16 protein-coding genes are annotated in these 16,920 nt (G+C 71.7%); 10 read left to right on the top strand and 6 right to left on the bottom strand.

The window, feature by feature from the left end; translation table 11 throughout:
• Nucleotides 1-12 precede the first annotated feature (12 nt).
• Nucleotides 13-1,161 carry an ROK family transcriptional regulator gene (locus tag IEY82_RS09415; RefSeq protein ID WP_189123649.1) on the bottom strand — a complete coding sequence of 383 codons (1,149 nt, stop codon included), beginning with the start codon at nucleotides 1,159-1,161 and terminating at the stop codon, nucleotides 13-15.
• Nucleotides 1,162-1,301: 140 nt separating this feature from the next.
• Here IEY82_RS09415 and IEY82_RS09410 point away from each other — a divergent pair, with 140 nt between their 5' ends.
• The 4 genes from IEY82_RS09410 (at nucleotide 1,302) to IEY82_RS09395 (ending at nucleotide 6,003) form a co-directional block, all read left to right on the top strand.
• Complete coding sequence (locus IEY82_RS09410) at nucleotides 1,302-2,624, top strand: extracellular solute-binding protein (protein ID WP_189123648.1); 1,323 nt, start codon at nucleotides 1,302-1,304, stop codon at nucleotides 2,622-2,624.
• 11 nt (nucleotides 2,625-2,635) lie between these two features.
• Nucleotides 2,636-3,637: a carbohydrate ABC transporter permease gene (locus IEY82_RS09405; RefSeq protein ID WP_225262516.1), complete on the top strand. Its 1,002-nt coding sequence runs from the start codon at nucleotides 2,636-2,638 to the stop codon at nucleotides 3,635-3,637.
• Nucleotides 3,637-4,488, top strand: coding sequence for a carbohydrate ABC transporter permease (locus tag IEY82_RS09400; RefSeq protein WP_189123950.1), 852 nt, complete (start codon nucleotides 3,637-3,639; stop codon nucleotides 4,486-4,488). Before IEY82_RS09405 ends, IEY82_RS09400 begins: the two co-directional genes overlap by 1 nt.
• 75 nt (nucleotides 4,489-4,563) lie before the next feature.
• Nucleotides 4,564-6,003, top strand: coding sequence for a glycoside hydrolase family 3 protein (locus IEY82_RS09395; RefSeq protein ID WP_189123646.1), 1,440 nt, complete (start codon nucleotides 4,564-4,566; stop codon nucleotides 6,001-6,003).
• Here IEY82_RS09395 and IEY82_RS09390 read toward each other — a convergent pair.
• Nucleotides 5,993-7,174, bottom strand: coding sequence for an ROK family transcriptional regulator (locus tag IEY82_RS09390; RefSeq protein ID WP_189123645.1), 1,182 nt, complete (start codon nucleotides 7,172-7,174; stop codon nucleotides 5,993-5,995). The two genes, IEY82_RS09395 and IEY82_RS09390, sit on opposite strands and share 11 nt — an antisense overlap.
• Nucleotides 7,175-7,274: 100 nt before the next feature.
• Here IEY82_RS09390 and IEY82_RS09385 point away from each other — a divergent pair, with 100 nt between their 5' ends.
• The 6 genes from IEY82_RS09385 (at nucleotide 7,275) to IEY82_RS09360 (ending at nucleotide 13,768) form a co-directional block, all read left to right on the top strand.
• Nucleotides 7,275-7,796 carry an ArsR/SmtB family transcription factor gene (locus tag IEY82_RS09385; protein WP_225262514.1) on the top strand — a complete coding sequence of 174 codons (522 nt, stop codon included), beginning with the start codon at nucleotides 7,275-7,277 and terminating at the stop codon, nucleotides 7,794-7,796.
• Nucleotides 7,793-8,938 (top strand): MFS transporter, encoded by a 1,146-nt coding sequence (locus IEY82_RS09380; protein WP_189123644.1) that lies wholly within the window; start codon nucleotides 7,793-7,795, stop codon nucleotides 8,936-8,938. Before IEY82_RS09385 ends, IEY82_RS09380 begins: the two co-directional genes overlap by 4 nt.
• Entirely contained in the window at nucleotides 8,919-10,136 is a 1,218-nt protein-coding gene (locus IEY82_RS09375; RefSeq protein WP_189123643.1) for an aminopeptidase, read from the top strand. The genes IEY82_RS09380 and IEY82_RS09375 overlap by 20 nt, the downstream gene beginning before the upstream one ends.
• A gap of 206 nt (nucleotides 10,137-10,342) precedes the next feature.
• Entirely contained in the window at nucleotides 10,343-12,367 is a 2,025-nt protein-coding gene (locus IEY82_RS09370; RefSeq protein WP_189123642.1) for an endonuclease/exonuclease/phosphatase family protein, read from the top strand.
• Nucleotides 12,368-12,375: 8 nt separating this feature from the next.
• Entirely contained in the window at nucleotides 12,376-12,825 is a 450-nt protein-coding gene (locus IEY82_RS09365) for an RrF2 family transcriptional regulator (RefSeq protein WP_189123641.1), read from the top strand.
• 163 nt (nucleotides 12,826-12,988) lie between these two features.
• Nucleotides 12,989-13,768 (top strand): DNA-formamidopyrimidine glycosylase family protein, encoded by a 780-nt coding sequence (locus IEY82_RS09360; RefSeq protein WP_189123640.1) that lies wholly within the window; start codon nucleotides 12,989-12,991, stop codon nucleotides 13,766-13,768.
• Here the strand turns inward: IEY82_RS09360 and IEY82_RS09355 are convergent.
• The 4 genes from IEY82_RS09355 to rimO form a co-directional block, all read right to left on the bottom strand.
• Nucleotides 13,765-14,121, bottom strand: coding sequence for a helix-turn-helix domain-containing protein (locus IEY82_RS09355; protein WP_113701653.1), 357 nt, complete (start codon nucleotides 14,119-14,121; stop codon nucleotides 13,765-13,767). The genes IEY82_RS09360 and IEY82_RS09355 overlap by 4 nt on opposite strands.
• A gap of 286 nt (nucleotides 14,122-14,407) precedes the next feature.
• On the bottom strand, nucleotides 14,408-14,899 hold the full coding sequence (locus tag IEY82_RS09350; RefSeq protein ID WP_189123639.1) for a CinA family protein: 492 nt from the start codon (nucleotides 14,897-14,899) through the stop codon (nucleotides 14,408-14,410).
• A gap of 2 nt (nucleotides 14,900-14,901) precedes the next feature.
• Nucleotides 14,902-15,474 carry a CDP-diacylglycerol--glycerol-3-phosphate 3-phosphatidyltransferase gene (pgsA, locus tag IEY82_RS09345; RefSeq protein WP_189123638.1) on the bottom strand — a complete coding sequence of 191 codons (573 nt, stop codon included), beginning with the start codon at nucleotides 15,472-15,474 and terminating at the stop codon, nucleotides 14,902-14,904.
• On the bottom strand, nucleotides 15,471-16,880 hold the full coding sequence (gene rimO, locus IEY82_RS09340) for a 30S ribosomal protein S12 methylthiotransferase RimO (RefSeq protein ID WP_189123637.1): 1,410 nt from the start codon (nucleotides 16,878-16,880) through the stop codon (nucleotides 15,471-15,473). Before rimO ends, pgsA begins: the two co-directional genes overlap by 4 nt.
• Nucleotides 16,881-16,920 lie beyond the last annotated feature (40 nt).

The raw sequence follows: 16,920 nt of genomic DNA, 5'->3' as shown, positions 1-16,920 counted from the left end.
GGGCAGAAATTCTCACACAGTGTCGGAGAAAACCTGTTCGCGAGCCTGTTCGAGCGCCGCCACCAGAGCGCCGCGCAGCACGGGGTTGCCCGCCACGCCGGTGGTGAGCACCCGGGGCTGGCTGGGGCAGATCCGGGCGACCGCCTCTTCGACCTTGGCCGCCAGCCTCGCCCCGCCGGCCCTGCCGACGTCGCCGGCCAGCACGATCAGGCCGGGGTCGAGCACCACGGCCACGGCGGCGGCGCCGACGGCCAGCCGGGCCGCCACCTCGCCGAGGAAGCCGTCGTCGCCGTGGCGCACCTGATCGGCCACCGACAGGCCGGGCACGCCGTGCGCCTCGGCCAGCTCGCGCAGCGCCGCCTGGCCCACCAGGCGCTGGTAGGACCCCGACTGGGGCTGGGAGACGTCGGCGGGCAGCGGCTCGCCCGGCACGGGCAGCCAGCCGATCTCGCCCGCTCCCCCGCTGATCCCCCGGTGCAGCCTGCCGCCGAGCATGACGCCGAGGCCCTGGCCGACGCCGGCCCACATCACCGCGAAGTCGTCATGGCCGACGGCCGCGCCGTAGCGGTGCTCGGCCAGCGCGACCAGGTTGACGTCGTTCTCGATCGTCACGGGGACGCCGAGCGTCTCGCGCAGGCCGGCGAGCACGCCGACGTGCCAGGACGGCAGGTCGTAGGACCAGCGGACGTCGCCGCCGCGCGGGTCGACGACGCCCCTGGTGCCGATCACGAAGGCGTGCAGCCGGGAGCTGTCCACGCCGGCGGTCGCGCAGGCCCGCTGCACGGCGGCGTGCACCGCCTTGACCGGGTCCCTGAAGTCCGACGGGTTGAGCGTGATCTCGACCACGATGCGGCCTGTGATGTCCGCCACACCGACCTTGAGGCTGTCGGGCAGGACTTCGAGCCCGGCCACGTACGCGCTGGAGGGGACGACCGCGTAGAGGGTGGCGTGCGGACCCCGGCCGCCCGCGCGCTCCCCGGCCACCTCGACCAGGCCGCGCTCCTCCAGGCGAGACAGCAGCTGACCTGCGGTTACCTTGGAGAGCCCGGTCAGCTCGCCGAGCTCGGCGCGGGTGAGCGGGCCGTCGGCGAGGAGGAGTTCGAGGGCCGAGCGGTCGTTCAGCCGGCGCAGCAGCCTGGGTGTGCCCGGGCTCTTGGTCATCCGCCCCGCCCCTCTCGTCACGATCGGCTAACAGGCGTTTCTTAAAGGAAAGTTTCTTGTTAGTTTAACAGCACTCGTCCGCGAGATCGACGTTCAGCCAGGTGCCGACCGTAGGCCAGCACCCGGGAAGGGAGAACCCTGTGAAGATCGCGAAGATCACAGCCACTACGGTCACCACGGCCGCGCTGGCCCTGGGTCTGGCCGCCTGCGGCTCCAGCGAGGCCCCCAACGCGGAGCCGAGCACGGCCGCGTCCGCCTCCGGCCCGAAGTACGCGGGCAAGGAGCTGACCTTCTGGCGCCTGGGTGACAGCAACCCGGCCGCCCAGAAGTACACCGACGAGCTGGTGGCCGCGTTCGAGCAGCAGACCGGCGCCAAGGTGAAGGTCGAGTGGATCCCGTGGCCGCAGGTGAACGACAAGTTCACCGCCGCCGCGGCCGGCGGCGCCGGGCCCGACGTGACCGAGATCGGCAACGACCAGGTGCCGCTCTGGCAGAGCCAGGACGCCCTGGAGCCGATCACCGACGTCGTCGGCGCCGGAGACCAGGCCCAGATCCCCAAGAACCTCATGGGCCTGGAGACCATCGACGGTGAGACGTACGCCGTGCCGTGGGGCGGCGGCAGCCGAGCGGTCCTCTACCGCGCCGACTGGTTCAAGGAGCTCAAACTCGAGACCCCGAAGACCTGGGACGAGCTGGTCGCCGCGGCCAAGAAGATCCAGGCCGAGAAGGGCAAGGACGTCGACGGCTTCGCCTTCAACGGCGGCTCCGACGCCAACCACCTGCTCGGCGCCCTCGCCTGGACCGCCGGCGGCGAGTACGCCGTCAAGGAGGGCGACAAGTGGGTCGGCAAGCTGACCGAGCCGGGCTTCAAGGCCGGCTTCGCGCAGTACACCGGCCTGGTGACCGACGGCCTGTCCAGCAAGGCGCGGCTGACCCAGAACACCGTGGACATCCGCACCCGCTTCGCCAACAACAAGGTCGGCATGTACCTCACCGCGTCGTGGGACCTGCCCGGCATCGAGGAGGACAGCAAGGGCAAGCTCAAGGGCGACAAGCTGGCCTTCTTCCCGCTTCCGTCCAAGGACGGCGGCGAGGCCCAGTCCTTCCTCGGCGGCAACGACATCGCCGTGTGGGGCGGAGCCAAGGAGAAGGACGCCGCCAAGGACTTCGTGAAGCTCGCCTCCGGCAAGGAGTGGGGCGTCAAGTACGCCACCGACGGCGGCCTGCTCCCGGTCTACCCGGACGCCCTGGCCAAGCTGGCCGAGGACCCGGCCCAGGCGCCGTTCGCCGCCGCCTTCGCCAAGGCCAAGGCGTTCCCGGCCAGCCCCAACTGGACCGAGGCCAACGAGACCAAGGCGGTGCTGCAGAACGCGGCCCGCACGGTCATCGAGGGCAAGGCGACGGCCGACGAGGCGCTGGCCAAGGCCAACAACGAAATCGAAGACATCCTCAACGCCTCCTGACCATGACCGACATGTCGACGCTCGCCCCGGGTGGAGAACGCTCCTCCACCCCGGGGCGGCCCCGCCGCCCTCGTGGCCGGACCAAGGCGAGCGGCCTGCCCGTCTGGTCGATCCCGTACGTGCTGCTGATCCCCGGCCTGCTGGTGATCGGGGCGCTGCTGCTCTACCCGATGGTCCAGGTCGGGATCATGGCCTTCCAGAAGGTCGGCCTGGCGCAGATCAGCGGCAGGCGGCCGACCGAATGGGTGGGCCTGGAGAACTTCACCCGGATCTTCGACAGCGAGATCTTCTGGTCCGCGCTGCGCAACACGGTCGTCTTCGCCGTCGTCGCGGTGACGCTGACGCTGGTCGTCGGCACCGCCGTGGGCGTCCTGCTCAACAACCTCGGCCGCAAGATGTCCACGTTCCTGGTGGTCGGCATCATGTTCGCCTGGGCCGTGCCGCCGGTGGCGCAGGGCATCATCTGGAAGTGGTTGTTCGACGCCGAGGCCGGCGTCATCAACTGGGCCCTCAACCTGCTGCCCGACTGGCTGTCCAGCCTGCTCTTCGGCCGGGCCGACTGGACCGGCGAGCCCTGGCTCAACGACGCCTGGTCCATCTACATGGTGCTGGCCCTCACCGTCGTCTGGGCGAGCTTCCCGTTCATCGCGGTGTCGGTGCTGGCCGGGCTCAAGGGCATTCCGTCCGAGCTGTACGAGGCGGCCAAGGTGGACGGGGCGTCGGCCTGGCGGACGTTCAGAAAGATCACTTTCCCGCTGCTCAAGCCCGTCTTCGCGGTGCTGACCGTGCTCTCGATCATCTGGGACTTCAAGGTCTTCAGCCAGCTGTACGTGCTCATGGGCGGCCCCGCCAACCGTGAGGCGTTCAACCTGTCGGTCTACTCCTACGCGGAGGCGTTCCGGTCGCCGCCCCGGATGGGGTCGGGCGCGGCGATCGCCCTGGTGCTGACGGTGATCCTGCTGATCGTCACCGCGGTGTACGTCCGGCAACTGGTCAGGCAGGAGGACCTGTGATGACCCCCCTCGCCCGCAAACGGCTCGGCAAGGTCGTCCTGAACGCCACCGCCCTCCTGGTGTTCGCGTTCGCGATCTTCCCCGTCTACTGGATGGTCTCGACCGCGTTCAAGGCCAACGACCAGATCTTCACCACCGAGTTCATCCCGTTCCCCACCCACTTCACCTTCGAGCACGTCGAGCGGGTGCTCACCGAGGGCGTGGCCGGCAACTCGATCTGGGTCTACCTGCGCAACAGCGCGATCGTGGCGCTCGGCACGGTGCTCATCGGCGCGGTCTTCTCGCTGCTCGCGGCGACCGCGGTGGCCAGGTTCAGGTTCAAGGGGCGCAACACGTTCCTCATCCTGCTGCTGGTCGTGCAGATGATCCCGGCGGAGGCGCTGCTCATCCCGCTGTTCCTCAGCGTCAAGCGGCTCGGCCTGTACGACCAGCTGCTCGGCCTGATCGTCGTGAACGTGGGCCTCACGCTGCCGTTCGGCATCTGGATGCTGCGCACGTTCGTCGCCGCGGTGCCCAAGACGCTGGAGGAGGCGGCCTGGATCGACGGGGCGAGCAGGTTCACCACGTTCTGGAAGGTGCTCTTCCCGCTGGTCGCGCCCGGCCTGGTGGCCACCAGCATCTTCTCCTTCATCACCGCCTGGAACGAGCTGATCTTCGCGCTGGTCCTGATGAGCGAGTCGTCCGGCTACACGATGCCCGTCGCCATCCAGTACTTCTTCGGGCAGAAGGGCACCGACTGGGGGGCCATCATGGCCAGCTCCACGATGATGACCATCCCGGTCGTCGTCTTCTTCCTCCTGGTGCAGCGCCGCATGGTCTCCGGCCTGGTGGCCGGCGCCGTCAAGGGCTGACACCCCGCGGATCTCGTACGGCGCGCGGCACCTCGCCGTGCCCGACGCCGCACACCTTCCATCTGATGAGGAGCCATGAGTCAGAGTGATCGGGGGCTGCGCCGCCTCGCGGCCGGCACGCTGCTCGTCGCCTTCCAGGGCACCACGGCGCCCGGCTGGGTGTTGCGCGAGCTGGAGAACGGCCTGGGCGGGGTGACGCTCTTCGGGTTCAACGTGGCCGGCCCGGACCAGCTGAGGTCGCTCACCGCGTCGCTCCGGGGGGCCGGGGAGCCCGTGGTCTCGCTGGACGAGGAGGGCGGCGACGTCACGCGGCTGGCCTACCACGTGGGCAGCCCGTATCCGGGCAACGCCGCCCTCGGCGCGGTCGACGACGTCGAGCTCACCCACCGGGTCTACCGGGCGATCGGCTCGGAGCTGGCCGCCTGCGGGGTCAACCTGGACATGGCGCCCGACGCCGACGTCAACACCGAGGCCGACAACCCGGTGATCGGCACCCGGTCGTTCGGCGACGAGCCGGCCCTGGTCGCCCGGCACACGGTCGCCGCGGTCCAGGGCCTGCAGTCGACGCACGTGGCCGCCTGCGTCAAGCACTTCCCGGGGCACGGCGCCACCCGGGTCGACTCCCACCTGGCGATCCCCGTCGTGGACGTCACGCCGGACGTGCTGCGCGAGCGGGAGCTGGTGCCGTTCCGGGCCGCGATCGAGGCGGGCACCAGATCGATCATGACAGCGCACGTGGCGGTGCCCTCGCTGACCGGCGACCTGCCGGCGACGCTGTCGGGCGCGGCGCTGACCGGGCTGCTCCGGGATGAGCTCGGTTACGACGGCGTGGTGATCACGGACGCGCTGGACATGGAGGCGATCACCGGCGGCGTCGGACTGGGCGGCGGCGCGGTCCAGTCCCTCGCGGCCGGGTCCGACCTGCTCTGCCTGGGACCGCGCCCCGGCTACGACGACGTGCTGCGGATCATCGCGGAGATCGTGGCCGCGGTGGAGGACGGGCGGCTGCCGCCGGTCAGACTGGAGCAGGCCGCGGCCAGGCTGGCGGACCTGCGCGCCTGGTTCGCCGCCCCGGGCGAACCGGCGGCCGAGCAGAACGGCGTGGGCCTGCACGCCGCCCGACGCGCGGTGCGGCTCACCGGCTCCACCGCACCACTCGTCGAGCCGCTGGTGATCGAGGTGGACACGCCGCCGACCATCGCGGTGGGCGACGTGCCGTGGGGCGTCGGGCCGTGGCTGCCGCAGGCCGAGGTCGTCCGGATCGAGCCCGCCGCCGCGGACGTGGCCGCGCTGCTGGCCAAGGCCGGCCGGCGGTCGCTGGTCGTGGTGGTCAAGGACGCCCACAGGTACGAGGCCAGCAGGTCGCTCGTCTCCGCCCTGGTGGCCGCCCGCCCCGACGCCACGGTGATCGAGATGGGGCTGCCGATCTGGCGGCCGGGCAGCGCCGCCTACATCGCGACGTACGGCGCGGCCCGGGCCAACGCCCAGGCGGCCGTGGAGCTGCTCACGGCCTGAGCAGCGACTCCCGGGCCTGCTCCAGGGCGGCGAGCACGGCCCCGCGCAGCACCGGGTTGCGGTCGGTCACGGCGGTGGTGACCACCTGCGGGCGTACGGGGCAGACGCGGGCCACGGCCTCCTCCACCCGGGAGGTCAGCGCGGTGCCGCCGGCGTGACCGACCTCTCCGGCGAGCACCACGAGGCCGGGGTCGAGGATCACGCACACGGCGGCGACGCCCAGCGCGAGCCGGTGGGCTATCTCGTCGAGCAGCGGCTCGCCCCTGGAGCCGGCCGCCAGGGCGACCTCGACGCACTCCCCCGCGCTGCCGGCCGCGAAGCCGTAGCCCTGGGCCAGCTCGGCCACCGCCTCGGCGCTGACCAGCGACTGCAGGCCGCCCGCGAGGGAGGGCAGCCGGCCCGGCGCGGTGCGGATGTCCGCGGGCAGCGGCACGCCGGGCACCGCCAGGTAGCCGATCTCTCCCGCGCTGCCCGAACGGCCCCGGTGCAGCTTGCCGCCGAGCACGACCGCGAGGCCGAGGCCGCGGCTGGCCCACAGCAGCACGAAGTCGTCGCGCCCCTTGGCTGCTCCGTCGACCCGCTCGGCGATCGCGGCGAGGTTGACGTCGTTCTCGATCGTGACCTCGCGCTTGAGGTCGCCGGCCAGCGCCTCGTGGCTGCCCTCGTGCCAGCCCGGCAGGTCGAAGGCGTAGCGGACGTCGCCGGTGCGCGGGTCGACCACGCCCGGGGTGCCGATCACCACCCCGCGCAGCCTGCTGACGCCGATCTTGGCGCTGCGGCAGGCCTTCATGATCGCATCGTGGACGACGGGGACCAGGTCGTCCTGGCCGTCGGGCTCGAACGTCACCTCCGCCACCGTGTGGCCGTGGATGTCGGCGACGGCGGCCGAGACCAGCTCGGGCCCCACCTCCAGCCCGGCCACGTAGGCGCTGGAGGGGATGACGGAGTAGAGGGCCGCGTTGGGGCCGCGCCCGCCCGCCTGCGTGCCGACCACCTGGACCAGGCCACGCTGCTCCAGCCGGGAGAGTGTCTGCGAGGCGGTCACCTTGGACAGCCCGGTGAGGTCGCCGATCTGCCCCCGCGTCATCGGCCCGGTCGCGAGCAGCAACTCCAGCGCGGCCCGGTCGTTGATCTCCCTGAGCAATCTGGGCACACCAGGACGTCGCTCCACGCTGTATCCCACCGTCATTTCGAAAAGGTTGTTGGAAGTTTAGCGCTCTTCGCCCGTTCCAGACTTTCCAAAGAACTCTTGGGAATGGCATAATCCCAACATGTCTTGGGAAAAGGACGAGCTGGTGCCGCTGCGGGCGCTGGCGAATCCGCTGCGGATCCGGATCGTGTCGCTGCTCACCGGCGCCTCCATGTCGGCCACCGAGGTCGCCAGGGAGCTGGACATCGCCCACGCCTCGGCCAGCTACCACCTGCGCCAGCTCGCCGACGCCGGATTCCTGGAGCAGGTCGACGAGCTGCCGTCGCCCGGCGGCCGGGGCCGGCCCCGGCGGCGCTACCGCTACGACCCGTCCAGCTGGCTGCGCATGGACCGCTCGACCGGCAGGCAACTGCTGCACGAGGCGCTGTTCACCGACCTCGCTCGCCGTCTGGAGCAAGCCCGCGCCCAGCGGACGTCCATGGACGCGGAGGTGTGGCTGGACAGGTCGGTGTGGGAGGAGGTCGTCGGGCTGATCGACCAGGCCGTGGCCATGGTCCACGACAAGGCGCGGCCGCCGCGCTCGGGCGACAGCGTCAAGGTCAGCATGACCGCCCTGCTCCTGGAGATGGGCGACGATCGTTGAACCGCTCCCTGCTGCTGGGCACGGGACTGTGCTTCCTGTCGGTCGGCCTGCTCATCCCGATGATCCCGAGGTTCGTCACCGGCCCGCTCGGCCAGGGCACGGGCACGGTGGGCGTCTGCCTGGCGACCGCGGCCGTCACCGCGGTGCTCGCCCGGCCGCTCGCGGGCCGGCTGGCCGACCGCTGGGGGCGCGCGGCGACCGCCCGCGCCGGCGCCGTGGTGCTCGCGGGCGCCTCCTTCGCGCTGCTCCTCGCCGACTCACTGCCGGCGCTGCTGTCGTCCCGGGCCGTGGCCGGCGTCGGCGAGGCCCTGGCCTACGTCGGCCTGGCCACCGCCGCGAGCGACCAGGGGCGTCCGGGCGCGGCGATGAACCTGTTCTCCATCACCGTCAACGTGGGCCTGCTCGCCGGGCCCGCGTTGGCCGAGGTCGTGCACTCCGCCGCCGGGTTCGACGCCGTGTGGGTGCTCTCCGGCGTCACCGCCGCCGGCGTGGCCGCCACTTCCTGGCTGTTCGGAGACCCCGCCGAACCCACCGGCCGGCGCGATGGCGGGCCGCTCGTTCACCGCGCGGCGGTGCTCCCCGGCCTCGCCTACCTCGCGGCGGTGTGGGGCTACACCGCCTTCAGCGCCTTCATCCCGCTGCACGTCGCGACGCTCGGTCACGGGGCCAGCGGCGCCCACTTCCTCGTCTACGGCGGCGTGCTGCTCGCCGTACGGCTGGGCGGACACCGCCCGCTGGCCCGGATCGATCCGCGCAGGAGGGGCTTCGCCTCCCTCGCGCTCACGGCGGCCGGGCTGATCGGGCTCGCCGTCTGGCCCTCGATGGCCGGGACCCTGGTCGCGAGCGCGGTGATCGGGGCCGGGCAGGCGCTGGGGCTCCCGGCGTTCCTGGCGATCGCGGTCGCCGGCCTGCCCGCCGGGCAGCGCGGCTCCGCGGTGGCCACCACGACCGCGTTCTTCGACCTCGGTTTCCTGTCCGCGGCGCTCACCCTCGGCGCCGTCGCCCAGTCGCTGGGCCTGGCATCCGGCTTCGCCATCGCGGGCGGGGTGTCCGTCCTGGCGCTGCTGTTGTTCGTCCCCATGGCTCGCCGCGCGCGAGCCGTCGTCCCCTCTGGAGGCAGCCTTGACCATCACCCCAGCTGAGCTGGCCGACTACGCCGACATCGTCTTCGACGTGGCCGTGCCGATCCACGCCGACGACCGCGTGCTGATCAACGCCGAGATCGAGCACGCCCCATTGGCCCGGGCCCTGGCCGAGGCGGCGTACGCCCGGGGCGCCCGCCACGCCGACATCTGGTACTTCGACCCGTACGCCAAGCGCTCCCGGGTCCGCCACGCGGAGGCGACGACGCTGGCCGAGGTTCCGTCCTGGCTGGACGCGCGGAACGAGGAGCTGGAGCGCCACCATGGCGTCCTCGTCAACATCCGCGGCTTCGCGGCCCCCGACCTGCTCGCGGGCGAGGACCCGGTGCGGTCCGGCCTGGACCGCATGCCCAACCTCTCCTCGCGGCAACGGCTACAGCTCGGCAACCTGGTCCGGTGGACCATGGTGCCGTGCGCGACACCGGAATGGGCGCGCGCGGTCTTCGGCGAGCCCGACGAGGCACGGCTGTGGCAGCACCTGCGCACCATCCTCCGACTCGACCGCCCCGATCCCCGGGCCGCCTGGGAGGAGCGCCTGGCCGAGCTGTTGGCCCGCGCGGAGCTGCTCACCGAGCTGCGCCTCGACCGGGTCCGGTTCGAGGGGCCGGGCACCGACCTGACCATCGGCCTGCTGCCCGGCGCCCACTGGACGGCGGCCCGGCTCACCTCCGTCAAGGGACACGGATTCCAGGCCAACCTCCCCACCGAGGAGGTGTTCACCACCCCCGACTTCCGCCGGGTGGAGGGCACGATCCGGTCGACGCGGCCACTCGCTCTCGCCGGGAGCGTGATCCGCGACCTGGAGCTGACCTTCGCCGGGGGCGTGGTGACCGAGGTGCGGGCCAGCACCGGCGCGGACGTCGTGCGTACCCACCAGGCGACCGACGCCGGAGCCGCCCGGCTCGGTGAGCTGGCGCTCGTCGACGGCACCTCGCCGGTCGGCCGGTCCGGCGTGACCTATCTCGAGACCCTGCTGGACGAGAACGCCACCTGCCATCTCGCCTGGGGCGCCGGCCTGCCACCCGGCGTCCCGGCCGATCTGCGCGATCGGGACGCCGCCGCGCTCGACGCGGCCGGGGTCAACACCTCCGGGGTGCACGTCGACTTCATGGTCGGCGGTCCCGAGGTCACCGTCACCGGCATCCGGCACGACGGCGCCACGGTCGAGCTGCTCCGCGGCGATGAATGGCAGCTCTGACCACCGGCATCCCCGGATGGCCGGCCTGCCTGACCGTGGGCCTGGCAGACCGCGAAACCCACTGGACCGCGAGTCTGGCGGACTGCGAACCTGCCTGACCGCGAACCTGGAAGACCGGGGACTTGCAAGACCCGAACCTGCCGGGTCGCCGGATATCCTGCCCGCCGCCCCTTGCCCCGGAGTCACGTCGAACCTGAGGATGGCTCATGACCATCCCCCGGGTGCCCGCCCTGACGCTGGGTGTCGGCATCGTGCTCCTGTTCGACGTGCTCCGCGTGTTCCTGCCGTCGCTCATCACGCTGTTCGGGCAGGCGGGTTCCACCCCGCCCGAGCTGATGGGCCTCTACGCGGCCACCTGGTTCACGCTGCCGTTCCTCGCGCTGCTCCTGCCGGCCCGTTGGGCGCTCCTGGGCGGCGCGGTGGCGCTCGTCCTCGCGCGGGTGCTGCTACAGGCCGGCGTCGAGCAGTTGTACGTCGCCTCGGCGGGCGTCACGGCCGGCCTCGTCTTCCTCACGGGCTGCGCCCGCACCGTGCCCAGAGCGGCGGCGCCCGCGGGGATCGTGGGAGGCCTGTCGTTCTCGATCGTGGCGCATCTGGTGCTCGACGGGGCTGATCTGGTCTGGCGGGACGGGGTGTTCCCGTGGCTTCCGGTGCTGACCCTCTGCGCCGCGTTCCTGGCCCTGGTGCGGCTGTCTGCTTCTGCCGAGAAGGCTGAGCCCGCGCCGGCCGCCACCTGGTTCCTGTTCGGCCCGGCCCTGCTGTTGTTCGGGATGGCCGCCACCTCCTGGACCAAGGCGGCCGAGGGGCCCTCACTCGTGTGGACCGCGCTGGGCGTCGGGCCGGTGGCCGCGGCGGCCGTCGCCGCGATCACGACGACCCTGCGGCCGAGGCACCGGCCGGCCGTCCTCCTGGCCTGCGGTCTCGGGCTGGTGGCGGCCACGGCGAGCCTGTTCACGATGCCCTGGCCGGGCGTGGGCTCGGTGGCCGCGGCGGTGACGATCCTCTGCCTCGCCCCCCTCATCACCTCTTCCTCCCGATCAGGGGCCGAGGCCGGGGCCGAACTCTCCCGCAACACGACCGGACCCGAGGCGCGGGCGCAGACAGCGACCGGCGCCGGGACCCCGAACGGATCGGACACCGAGCGCGGATCGGGCACCGGACGGGAGTCGGGCACCGGGAGCGAGGGCCGGCGGCAGGGGGTGGCGGTGATCGGCGGCGGGATCGTGTTCCTGGTGGCGATGTTCGCCTACTACGCCGCCTACGACCTGGACCTCGGCCTCCCGAATCAGGCGATCCCCATCGCGGTGTCGGTGCTGGCCGTCGCCGTGGGCCTGCGGCCGTCACGGACCCCGCTCCACGCCCACGCCCCTCGCTCCGGGGCGACCGGCCAGAACACCGTGCTGGCCGTCCTGATCGCTCTCGTCGCGACGAACATCGCCTGGCAACCCCAGCCCGCCGTACGGCCCGCCGAGGGTGACACGGTCAAGCTGATCACTTACAACATCCGGATGGGCTACGGGCTCGACGGGCGGCTGTCGCTGGACGACATCGCCACCTGGGCAGCAGCCCAGCGGCCGGACGTGGTGTTGCTGAGCGAGGTCGACCGGGGCTGGCTGCTGAACGGCGGCCACGACGACCTGGCCCGGATCGCCCGCGGGCTGGGCATGCGCTACCACTTCGCCCCGGCCGCCGACCACGTCTGGGGTGACGCCCTGCTCACCAACCTGCCGATCAAGAGCATCGCCTCGTACCAGCTGGGCCGGCACGACTACCCGACGGGCGCCCAGGCCCAGGCCGCCGTCCTGGACGTGGGAGGCAGGGAGCTGGGCATCGTGAACACCCACCTGCAGGCCCCGTCCGGGCAGGCGCCCGAGGTGGCGGCCATCGTGCGCGATCTGGCCGCCGGGCTCGACGCCGGGCAGGCCGGGCAGGCCGGCGACGCGCGGACCTCCGGAGGCGCGCCCAGGCCGGTCGTCCTGGCCGGCGACCTGAACACCGAACCGGCCGATCCCGAGATGCGGGTGCTGGAGGCGGCCGGCCTGTCCGATCCGCTGATCGCGCTGGGTGATCCGCCCACCTCACCGGCCGAGGAGCCCGTCAAGCGCATCGACCACGTGCTGATCAGCCCGGGTGTGACCGCGGTTTCCGCGCAGGTTCCGCGCCTGCCGTACTCCGATCATCTGCCCGTTCTGACGACGTTGCGGCTAACCACTGTTGACCAGGAGGGATAATCGACAACATGCGCCTTTCCGCTCGGGTCGACTACGCCCTCCGTGCCGCCGCCGAACTCGCCGCCGCCGGGGCCGGCCCGACCACGGTGGGCGAGCTCGCCAAAGAGCAGGACATGCCGCCCAAATACCTGGAGAACATCCTGCTCCAGATGCGCCGTGCCGGTCTGGTGCGTGGCCAGCGAGGGCCCGAGGGGGGTTACGTGCTGGCCAGGCCGGCTGCGGAGATCTCGCTCGCCGACGTGATCAGGGCGGTCGACGGGCCGCTGGCCAACGTCCGCGGCGAGCGTCCCGAGCATGTCGGCTACCGGGGCCCGGCCGAGTCGCTGCAACAGGTGTGGATCGCGCTGCGCGCCACCGAGCGGTCGATCCTGGAGGAGGTCACGCTGGAGCAGGTGGCCGGCGGCGCCCTCCCCGAGCGGGTCCGCCAGCTCGCCGCCGACCCCGCCGCCTGGGACTGACAGCGCCCGAACCACCCGGCGCACAGAGCGGCGAGCCTCCCTGGGCACAGAGCGCGAGCCGGCCCGGCGTACAGAGCGCGAGCCGGCCCGGCGCGCAGAGCGCGACCGCGCGGGGCGCCAGGGAGGCGGCGAGGCGATTCCGGCGGGTTCTTAGACTGGGCGCATGCCCGAAGGAGACGCCGTCTACCGCACCGCCGCGCGGCTGCGGCAGGCCCTCGACGGGCGGGTGCTCACCCGGTCCGACTTTCGGGTCCCCCGGCACGCCACCGCCGACCTGAGCGGGCGGAGGGTGCTGACGACCGTCTCGCGGGGCAAGCACCTGCTCACCCGGGTCGAGGGCGGGCTGACCGTGCACACCCACCTGAGGATGGACGGGAGCTGGCGGGTCATGCCGGCCGGACGCCGCCCCGCTCCGGGTGACGTGGTGCGCCTCGTGCTGGCCAACGAACAGTGGCAGGCCGTGGGGATCAGGCTGGGCGTGGTCGATCTGCTGAAGACCGCGCAGGAGGCACGGGTGGTGGGCCATCTGGGGCCCGATCTGCTCGGCGACGACTGGGACCCCGCCGAGGCCGTACGGAGGCTGCGCGGCGACCCCGACAGGACGATCGGTGAGGCGTTGCTCGACCAGCGCAACCTGGCCGGCATCGGCACGATCTACCGTGCCGAGACGTTGTTCCTGCGCGGCATCTGGCCGTGGCGAAAGGTGAGAGAGATCGACGACCTGGAGGGAGTGGTCACGCTGGCGCACCGGCTGCTGGACGCCAACAAGGCACACGGAGGGACAGTCACCACGGGCGATCGCCGCCCGACCGACCAGACGTGGGTTTACGGCAGGTTCGGCCGCCCCTGCCGCCGATGCGGCACCCGCATCAGTCGCGGGGAGATGGGAACACGGTCACAGGAACGTCTGATCCTGTGGTGTGACAACTGCCAGCCGCGCTAGGCGGCCACCATGTCCTTGACTTCGGGGAACACGGAATCGGAGATCGATCCGGGGACCGACTCGGCAAGCGGGATCCGCTCGTGCTCGGGCGCGTCGGCGAGCACAGGGGCAGCCTGAAGCTCGGCCAGCGCGAACTGGTCGGAAACCTCACGAAGCACCTGCGACAGCGGCACCCCGAGAGCACCACAGATGGACGCGAGCAGCTCGGAGGACGCCTCTTTCTGGCCGCGCTCCACCTCTGACAGGTAGCCGAGCGAGACACGAGCCAGCGTGGACACCTCGCGGAGAGTGCGTCCCTGTCGCACCCTCAGCCGCCTCAACACGTCGCCGAGCAGCTGACGCAGCAAAATCATCTGTCGCTCCCTCCCCGGCGCGGATGTCTTCACCACGCCCCGCGCGATCGGATCGTGCCGCACATCCTTCTTCTTCGCTTCGTACATACTCCTCGCCGTCATCATCGGGCGTTGCCGCCCCTGGCTCGCCGCGCGTGGCTCTTTGCGTGACTCATCAGGCCCGCCTGCCGGGCGCTCGGTGCTTGCAGTTGGCTCACGGACCTCACTCACAGCTCCACCGTACCCGTATCCACGGACAGCGCGTGAGACCGTGGTTGGCATGTTCGCTCGGGACGTAACACGGTAATCATCCGGAATGTTCCCCCTTGTTCGCCTTCAGCACACTTGCTAGGAGATCTACAGCCTCGTCCACCGTCTTTACCCTGATACGTTCGCGTGACCCTCTCAGACTCAGTTCTCGTCGCCAGAATCTGCCGCCGGGCCCGCTGACCGCGACGAAAACCGTGCCGACCGGGCGGCCGTCCTGCGGCTCCGGCCCCGCCACTCCCGTCACGGCCAGGCCGTAGGTCGCGCCGCACACCCTGGCCACACCCAGCGCCATCGCCTCCGCGACCTCCGGATGCACGGCCCCCTCCCGATTGAGTAGATCTTCGGGCACGGCCAGCAACGTGTGCTTCAGATCGGTGGCGTAGGAGATCACCCCGCCTCTGAACGCCTTGGAGGACCCCGAGACCGAGGTGAACGCGGCCCCGATGAGCCCGCCGGTCAGCGACTCGGCCACGGCCACCGTGGCCGCCCGATCCACCAGCAGGGACAGCACCTCGGCCACGCCGGACATGGTCACTCCCCGCGTGCGCGTCGGGCCACCTGGCGGAGTTTGACGGCCCGTACGAGGTAGTCGACGCCCGTGGCCACGGTCACGACCAGCGCGGCGCCCATCACCACCCAGCGGACGGGGTCGGGCCCCCAGGGCAGGATGTAGAGGACGATCGCGCCGATCTGCAGCACGGTCTTGACCTTGCCGCCATAGCTGGCCGGGATGACGGCGTGCCGGATCAGCACCAGCCGCAGCAGCGTGATGCCCAGCTCCCGGCCCAGGATGACGAGCGTGACCCACCACGGCAACTCGCCCAGGACCGACAGGCTCACCAGCGCCGCGCCCGTGAGCGCCTTGTCGGCGATCGGGTCCGCGATCTTGCCGAAGTCGGTGATCAGCCCGTAGCGCCTGGCCAGCTCACCGTCGAGATGATCGGTGATCGAGGCCACCGCGAACACCGCCAGCGCGCCCAGACGCCAGCCCATGCCCGGCAGGAAGAGGCAGATGACGAAGAACGGGACGAGCACCAACCGGAGGACCGTGAGCACGTTGGCGATGTTCCACGGGCTCACCACGCGGCGCTCGTCCCTGGTCATGGACCGGCCTTGATGCGCGCGATCAGGTCAACCCCCTCGGCGTCGACCACGACGGCGCGCACGATCTGGCCCCGGACCAGGCCGATGCCCTGAACCGTGACGGAGCCGTCGACCTCGGGCCCCTGATGCGCCGCCCGGCCCTCGTAGCCGCCGTCGCCCAGGTCGTCGTCGATGAGCACGTCCACCTCGGTGCCGATGCGCTCCTCGGCGCGCTGCGAGGTCAGCTCCTCGGCCAACTCGGTCAGCACGCGCACCCGCTCGTCGATGACCTCCTGGCCGAGCTTGCCGTCGAAGCCCGCCGCCTCGGTGCCGTCCTCGTCGGAGTAGCCGAAGACGCCGATCACGTCGAGCCTGGCCTGCTCCAGGAAGCCGACCAGCTCGCCGAACTCCTCCTCGGTCTCGCCGGGGAAGCCCACGATGAAGTTGGAGCGGACCCCCGCCTCGGGAGCTCGCTCGCGGATCGTCTCCAGCAGGTCGAGGAAGCGCTCGGGGTCGCCGAAACGGCGCATCCGGCGTAGCACCGGGCCGCTGGCGTGCTGGAAGGACAGGTCGAAATAGGCGGCGACGCCCTCGGTGCCGGCGATCATGTCGATCAGCCCCGGCCGCAGCTCGGCGGGCTGGAGATAGCTCGCGCGGACTCGGTCGATGCCCTCGACGGCGGCCATCCGGGGCAGCAGCCGCTCCAGCGCCCTCAGATCACCGAGGTCCTTGCCGTAGGAGGTGGAATTCTCGCTGACCAGGACGAGCTCGCGGACACCGCGGTGGGCCAGCCAGTCGGCCTCGGCCACCAGCTCGTCCGGGTCGCGTGAGACGTAGGCGCCCCGGAAGGCGGGGATGGCGCAGAACGTGCAGCGCCGGTCGCAGCCGGAGGCGAGCTTGAGCGAGGCCACCGGGCTCTCGTCGAGCCGCTTGCGCAGGACGCGGGGGCCGCTGGCCGGCGCCACCCCCTCGGGCAGGTCACCGTGGCCGGGGATGCCGGCCCTCGACGCGCCGGCTCGTTCGACCGGCGAGATGGGGAGCAACGTGCGGCGGTCGCGCGGCGTGTGGGGCTTGAGCGGCCGGCCCGCGAGGACGTCGTCGAGACGGCCGCCGATCTCGGAGTAGTCGTCGAAGGAGATGACCGCGCTGGCTTCGGGCAGCGCCTCGGCCAGCTCGTTGCCGTAGCGCTCGGCCATGCAGCCCGCGGCCACCACCTTGGCTCCGGAGTCGGCGGCGGCGAGCAGCGTGTCGATCGAGTCCTTCTTCGCCGAGTCGATGAAGCCGCACGTGTTGACGACGACGACATCGGGGTCGTCGTCGCCCAGCTGCCAACCGGCAGCCTCCAGACGCGCGGCGAGCTCCTCGGAGTCGACCTCGTTGCGGGCGCAACCCAGGGTTATCAGCGATGCGGTTCGGCGGGATGACATGGTGAACCCTACGGTATCGGGAGTTGGACACCCCCGATGC

The organism is Nonomuraea cavernae, assembly GCF_014646355.1.
GTDB lineage: Bacteria > Actinomycetota > Actinomycetes > Streptosporangiales > Streptosporangiaceae > Nonomuraea > Nonomuraea cavernae.
This window is presented reverse-complemented; position numbering and strand designations above follow the sequence as displayed.